Source organism: Hydrogenophaga sp., from assembly GCF_018780385.1.
Classification (GTDB): domain Bacteria; phylum Pseudomonadota; class Gammaproteobacteria; order Burkholderiales; family Burkholderiaceae_C; genus Hydrogenophaga.
This window is the reverse complement of record NZ_JADMJO010000057.1, coordinates 50,040-56,953: the sequence shown is the minus strand read 5'-3', so window position 1 is coordinate 56,953 and position 6,914 is coordinate 50,040. Positions and strand designations below refer to the sequence as shown.

The following is a 6,914-nucleotide window of genomic DNA, read 5'->3' as shown; positions in this document are numbered from 1 at the left end:
AGCTCAGCCCATCGCTTGGCCTTTGCGTCAATCTGAATAAATCAGGTCCGACTATGTAGGGAGCTAGGAGCAGGGCTGCCATTTCTTGTTTCCTCAATCGACGGATCGTTTTGCGCGTTCAAGTGTCGTGTTGACGGCGAGATATCAACAGGGCACTTTCAAACAACCCACTTGGGGTGTCTGCAGGAGTGGTGGCAACCAGAGTGATATGAAGGCTTCTGATCTGAAAGGACTTTTTTGCCCGTTGGCATGAGTGACACGCTGCGGGAGAGTGTTTTGCCATCTGTGGACAAGGGCTCGGGCAGACTGCGTTGAGCGGTACCTATCCCCAACTGGTCCGCATCACAAGACAAGACTGCAAACAGCATCTACTATTCGCTCACCTGTACCTCTGGTACTTAGACATCCCAGTGATGTCCCACTCCCTACACAGGGAAAACCGCTAACCGACGCTTCACCATGAGTGTCCTAAGGCAACAAGCCGACTTCCCACGTTGGAAGTCGCAAACCAAGACGGTGCTCTGTATGGAGCGCCGCAAAACAGGTCGAATAACGACCAGCTGCTGAGCCCGCGACGCGGTTCAGAAGTGGCGACCCCGAATGGGGACTGCCCACAGCAAGCCAACCAGGCCTTCCTTCTTGGAAGCCGCCAGCCAACGCTCTGAGCTACGGAGCGGGTGTGGACGCGTAAGCGTATAGATCAACTCACGTTTTGACTTTGCACTGACGACTACCTGCGGGTGGTTCGTCACAAGTACCTCCCGCCTGGCGCGTTTGCCGGGAGCCCTCAGGGCCTAAAAAGGGGCAGGTTGGACAAGCTGCAAAGGACAACGCCGCCAAATCAGTCTGGCGGTGAAGTGAGTTCACCTGGGTAGTGAATAACTGCTCTGGTCTAGCCCACCCACAAGGCTCTGTCTGAACAAGACAGTACCCCCCCCGACGATGTCCATGCGTTGGGGTGCCCATCAAAAAAGCATGGGGGTCACACGGGGATTCCACCTGTGCCGACAGGACAGCTTGCTAACGAAAAACGGAAACCACCGAAGACTGACGTGCCTTGCCCAGGGGCCTTGTACCGGGCGACCAGTAGCAAAAAGACAAACGAAAAGCCAGAGCGATCTGGCGGTTTGGGCCTGCCTGAAGGTTTAGACATGCGGGTGCGTAGGGCGCCCGCAGGTGTTAGCCCTCATCACGACGCAAGTCACAACAGGAGAAAGAGAAATGGCGAAAAAATCTGGCAATGGTCGCGGCAAACGTCGCGAATCCCGAGCGAAGTCGCGTGCCGAAACACTTACCACGGGAGGGCCGGGAAGCGAAAATCCACGCGCGCTAGAAGCGATCAAGGCACATCCCAACGACCCGTTGCGGCAGATGGTGTGTTTCCTGCGGAACCTGGCCCTCAAGTCTTCAACCGGCCGCAAGCGCAACGTCGGGGAGAAGACGCTAACAGCGTTCGGAAGCACCATGAAGAATCTGATCCAGGATTTGAGAACGCTGAACATGCCCATTCAGCGCATTGACGAAATCGGACAGCGTCACGCTGTGGCGCTCACTGCATACTGGGCCAACGAACTGGGTCATACGGCAAAAACGATCACCAACAAGCTGAGCGTGATTCGTAAGTTCTGTGAGCTCATCGGCAAGATTGGTGCAATTCCGAAGCGGGAAGAGCTTTACGAAGCACTTGCCGCGAAAGGCGTGGACAAGGCCGCCGTCACTTGTGCGCAGGTGACCCATGGCAGCAAGAGCTGGAAGGCTGCCGGGGTGGATGCCCAAGCGATCATCGAAGTTGTCGCGATCGAAAACCCTCAGGAGGCCATCCTGTTTGAGCTCGAACTGAACTTCGGCTTGCGTGTCAAAGAAGCGCTGAGCTTTCGCCCGCGTGAGGCCGAGCGCCGTGATGGCATTGCAATCAAACTTGGCACGAAGGGTGGCGCGGGCCGCTTTGTGCCCTTCATGAAGGATCCTGTGAAGCAAGCCAAACAGCGCGATGTTCTTGAGCGCGCGCGCGCCTGGGCTGATGAGCACAACAACAAAGGTGAGATGGGCTACGAGCGCATGACGATGGAAGAGGCGCGGACCAAGTACTACCACGTGCTGCGCAAGTACGGCATCAACCAGAAGGCTATGGGGGTCTCGAGTCACGGCCTGCGTCACCAGTTCGCAGCAGACATGTTCGAAGACATCACCGGCCACCGCCCGCCAGCTGAGGGTGAGGAGACGCCAGCGTGGTTCAAACAGAACCGTGAACTGGTTGACCACGCGTACAAGAAGGTGTCAGAGGCTCTGGGCCACTGGCGCAAGGACATCTCCACGGCCTATCTCAGCTCGGTCTCCATGATGAGCAAGCAGCAAAAGCTGCGCATCGAAAAGCGGATCGAGATGTTTCAGAACACGCCCGGCGTCGCCACGGGTTTGCTGATGCTTGGTGTGGAGCGTGCGTGGCTGACTGGGCGTGCCGCATTGGGTATCGAGATGCCCCACAGCGAGCGCATCGTTCTCACCGTTAACCTTGACGAGGGCGTCAAGTTGGACGTGCTCAAAGATGTCCACGCGCTGCTTCAGAAGTTGCTTCCTGGCCGCGTTCTCGTAGCCCCGCTCTTGGGCGGCGGCGTTCAGCCTGAGAACGGTGTTGAGGTGTCTCTGCGCTGATGAAGAAGGTGGGTAGGTGCAATCCTGCCCACCGTATGGTGATGCACGATGCCTAGTGCTCAGAGCGCATTTATTCGACCTAAAGCGGGTTCTTTAGGCCACGTGCGGTTCAATGAGCGACAAGGCTTCACGCTTGCCCATTGCAATTCTTCCCAAAATTTCCGGGACACGCGCAGCCCTTGGCGAGGCGCCGCCGGACTCCCACTTCCATATTGACAAGGAAGAGACGCCCAGCAGCTGTCCCATTTGTTCCTGGGTGAAGCCGAGTCGGGCGCGTTGGGCTTTCAGACGTTCCGCAGTGAACATCACCTTGCGACCTGGTTTTCCCCGGGGTGTATCGGGAGTGGGCTTGACCGCCGGCAAAGGTTTGGTCAAGGAGCCAGAGGAGGAGGGTGCCGCGCGCAACTTCTCCAGTTTCTTCAGACTCGACTGAAGCGACTTGACCTCCTTCTTCAAGGCGGAGATGTCGGTTCGCTGGCTCATCGCGATCTTGCGCAGCGCGGTGATCTCCTCGCGCAGTTCCTTGCGGGCTATGCGGGCGATCTCTTTTTTGAGGGTTTCGGCAAAGGTGGTCATGCCCGCATCGTACGACAGAGCCTGCGCCGCATCCCATACTTGTATGAAAGTCGGCCCATTTGTCCGGCCGGCGAGTCGGTATTGATAATGGGTGTTTTCAATACCATGAGTCAGCACCCCGGGCGCATTCGAATTGCGTGTTGCTATCGACCGACCTGGGCTATGTGCGAGCGGCAGCGTTGGCCCGGGCCTGCACCTGGGCGCAGGCCTGCATCAGTTCATCGAAGGGCAGGGCGTCACCCACCATGACCTCGTCTTCCAGCATCTTCGCGTAGTCAGCAGCCAGCGCGTCTCGCGCGACCCCCTCGGGCACGATCCGCAACGCCCCCAAGACTGCGAAGGTGTAGTTGATGGTCTTGTTGTCGGCGGCTTTCTCGCTGAAGAACCAGGACTTGTGTTCCGCTACCTCCCGGGCCACGGCACGATCAGCAATGACAGCATCAAAGTGTTCACTGCGCATGATGGCAGCCAGGTCGTGCCAATGGCGCGCATATCGCTCACCTCGGATGCGTCCCTGGGCGCAGTAGACGTGTGTCGCTGTGGCCTTCTCCCAGAAGGTCCGCGCCACACCCATCACCTGCGGCAATGCCTGGGGGAAGGACACGCCATCGACATTACCGGCCATGTCGCAGGTAACGGGCAGCACCCCGTGCGGCTCTCCGGTGGCCCGGCCACCAAATTCCAGCGTGATGACGGGTGAGACATACCCAGTGCCCAGCTTGATCGCCGGGTAGTGCAGCAGGAGTGTGTCGTGCTCCGCACCTGCGATTTCCAGCTTTGCCCCAAGGCGCTCGCGCTCCAGCGCCGCTTGCAAATGTGGCTGTACGGCAGATCCGATCCAGTCGGGGAGCCGATCCCTGACTGCCTTGCTCCACTTGCTGGCTTGGCTGCGGCTGGCCGGGAGAAAGTACTCGTCGCCGGTGAGTATCCGCGATCAGTTTGCGGATGTCGTAGGTGAGGTCGATGTCCTCAGAGAACCGCTCGATGATTTTGTAGGCTTTGGACAGCGATGTGCCACCCTTGAAGGTGAGGTCGGCTGCAAACGGCGATTCAAACAAGACGCCGAGCGTCCAGACGACCCACAGGTCCTTCTCCAGCAGATGGGCAGGTCTGCCCGTCCTCGCCCGGGCCTGCTCCAGAACTTCGTTCTGGTCCTCCTTGTTCAAGTCGAAGTAGCGCTCAGCCACGCAGCGTCTCTTCGCCGATGGCCCTGGCCATCCAGGAGGGCAACGCCGCTCGGGCCGCAGTCAGTGCCTGCCACTCGGCGGGCGGCAGCGTGCGATGCAGGGTGCTCAGCGATTCGCTCACGTGGGAGGGCCCCATCCAGGCCAAAGCGCGCACGGCGGAGCCGGCTGGACCTGGGCCAAGCGCCAGCATCCAGCGAGGTGCGTGTTTCACCATGACCTCGGAGCGGCCGAGCTTGAGATGGTGGGTGCGTCCCGAGGTCAGGTACACCTCGCGAATCGGCACCTGTTGGGTCAGCCCCAGTGCATTGGCCGCATTGGCTCCGTGAGGCGACACGACCTCGCCATGTTGGGCGGCCAGGGCCTGGACCACTTTTTCAGGTGCTGGCGCACGCGTTCCGAATCGGCTGGACACAGGCATGACGTACTTTCCCCGCGCCACACGCAGCAGCTTGCCTTCTTTGGTGAGGCGAGAGAAAGCCTGGTCGACCGCAGCGCGGCTCCCCATGTGTAGAAATTCCTTGGGCGACAACACGCCTCCCTCGGGCAAGGACTTTGCGTGAAGCAGGATGAACTCAGGGAGCGTGACCATGGCGAAACAAGTTTATCAGAAATGCATTTCAGTTTCTGACATTAAAAATATCGTTTCGTTGTCCTGAAAGTTGCTTGCTTTTCGGTGGGCCGTGCAGCGACGGGGGATGCTTTGGATGGTAGCCAACCCACCCTTGGCGGCTTTGATCGGGCTGCGCAGCCGCCCCAGTGCCAGCTCAGTCACTGCGGCAGAGACATGCTCATCAAGCGCCTCCGACCAAAATTCCCTCGCCCACGATGGAGATGATGTTCACGGCTTCGTTGCCGCAATGGCTGCAAGCAAGTGTCTGATTGGGCAATGGGATACTTTGGCAATATCCGCAGCCCAAGGTTGGACCTCATCGAAATTGCGCCCATGACACCTGTTGAAGGATTGAGCCCGTGAGTGGACCGCTGTGAACCACGCCACCCTCGTCACGCTCCGGGACCGCCACCCCGCCTGGAGGTTGCTGGCCTCGCCGCATGCGCCGCTGGTTGCCAACTTCCTGCACCGGGTCTTCGTGGCGCCGAACGAGCGCGTCATCAGCGAGGCCGACCTGGCCGAGGCGCTGGAGGACGAACTTTTTGCCTTGCGCGAGCAGCTCGGATCCGAGACCTATCCCAAAGGTGCTTCGGAGTACCTCAACGACTGAGGCGGCTGCCGACAAGGGCTGGCTGAGAAAGTTCTACAAGCCCGGTACCGACGAGGCGCAATTCGACCTGACACCGGCCACCGAGAAAGCCATCGCATGGTTGGGGTCGCTCACGGAACGGGCATTCGTGGGAACCGAGTCACGCCTGCTGACGCTGTTTGCGCTGCTGGAGCAGATTAGCGCTGGCACCGAGACTGATCCGATCAAACGAGTCGACGACCTGCGTAAGAAGCGAGATGAGCTCGATGTGGAGATCGCCCGCGTTCTGGCCGGCGATGCGCCCGCGCTGGACGACACAGCGGTCAAGGACCGCTTCCAGCAGTTTCAACAGCTCGCCCGAGAACTGCTGTCCGACTTCCGCGAGGTGGAGCACAACTTTCGCCTGCTCGACCGCAAGGTGCGCGAGAAAATTGCCCTGTGGGAAGGCTCCAAAGGAGCGCTGCTCGACGAGATCATGGGCGAGCGCGATGCGATTGGCGACTCGGACCAAGGCCGCAGTTTCCGCGCCTTCTGGGACTTTCTCATGTCCAGCAGCCGTCAGGAGGAACTCTCAGCGCGGTTGGATCAGATACTGGCGCTGCCGGTCGTGGCTGCGTTGAAACCCGAACCGCGCACTCGCCGCGTGCACCACGACTGGCTAGAAGCCGGGGAACACACGCAGCGCACCGTGGCTCAGTTGTCGCAACAGCTGCGCCGTTTTCTGGACGACCGGGCCTTTCTGGAGAATCGGCGCATCCTAGACTTGCTGCACGGCATTGAGAGCAAGGCGCTGGCACTGCGGACTGCTCCCCCCACCGTTGGCTTGATGACGATCGATGCGATGGGGGCAGACGTTGAGCTTCCACTGGAGCGACCTATGTTCACGCTGAGTGTGAAGCCGCGTCTTGCTGATCTCGCGCTGGATGTGGACTCAGCAGAAGACGACATCAACACCGCTCGATTGTTCGACCAGATCGTTGTGGACAAGGCGCGCCTGCGTGCAACGGTCCAGCAAGCGCTTCGAGTACGGGCGCAGATCACGTTGCGTGAGTTGATCAACGACGAGCCACTACAACAAGGGCTAGCCGAATTGGTTGCCTATCTGGAGTTGGCCCACGACGGTGACGTCGTTGGCGGTGGCGCAGCATCAGTGGATGGCTTGCGTGCTGTTGTTGACGAAACTGTTGAGGAGCCCATCCGGTGGATGGCGAGCAATCCAATGGGTGAACCGGTGACGCGTGAGGCGCGTCTGCCCCGTGTGATCTTCACGCGATGACGTCCGTCGTCGTGTCTAGGAAGG

The 6,914-nt window shown here is 59.7% G+C and carries 3 protein-coding genes and 2 pseudogenes; 2 read left to right on the top strand and 3 right to left on the bottom strand.

Annotated elements, in window-relative coordinates; translation table 11 throughout:
• Window positions 1–1,221: 1,221 nt before the first annotated feature.
• A complete protein-coding gene (locus tag IV113_RS17945) occupies window positions 1,222–2,652 on the top strand; it encodes a tyrosine-type recombinase/integrase (RefSeq protein WP_291087709.1) in 1,431 nt (476 codons plus the stop codon).
• Between the two features lie 93 nt (window positions 2,653–2,745).
• On the opposite strand, the gene IV113_RS17940 is transcribed toward IV113_RS17945, so the two are convergent.
• From IV113_RS17940 to IV113_RS17930, 3 genes and pseudogenes are all read right to left on the bottom strand, one after another.
• The gene (locus IV113_RS17940) at window positions 2,746–3,228 is read right to left on the bottom strand and encodes a helix-turn-helix domain-containing protein (RefSeq protein WP_291087706.1); all 483 of its coding nucleotides are present in this window, start codon (window positions 3,226–3,228) and stop codon (window positions 2,746–2,748) included.
• A gap of 160 nt (window positions 3,229–3,388) precedes the next feature.
• Window positions 3,389–4,415: pseudogene (locus IV113_RS17935) on the bottom strand (nucleotidyl transferase AbiEii/AbiGii toxin family protein).
• Window positions 4,408–5,004 carry a DUF6088 family protein gene (locus IV113_RS17930; RefSeq protein WP_291087704.1) on the bottom strand — a complete coding sequence of 199 codons (597 nt, stop codon included), beginning with the start codon at window positions 5,002–5,004 and terminating at the stop codon, window positions 4,408–4,410. The pseudogene IV113_RS17935 and the gene IV113_RS17930 overlap by 8 nt, the downstream one beginning before the upstream one ends.
• 394 nt (window positions 5,005–5,398) lie before the next feature.
• Here IV113_RS17930 and IV113_RS17925 point away from each other — a divergent pair.
• Window positions 5,399–6,890: pseudogene (locus IV113_RS17925) on the top strand (DUF3375 domain-containing protein).
• Window positions 6,891–6,914 lie beyond the last annotated feature (24 nt).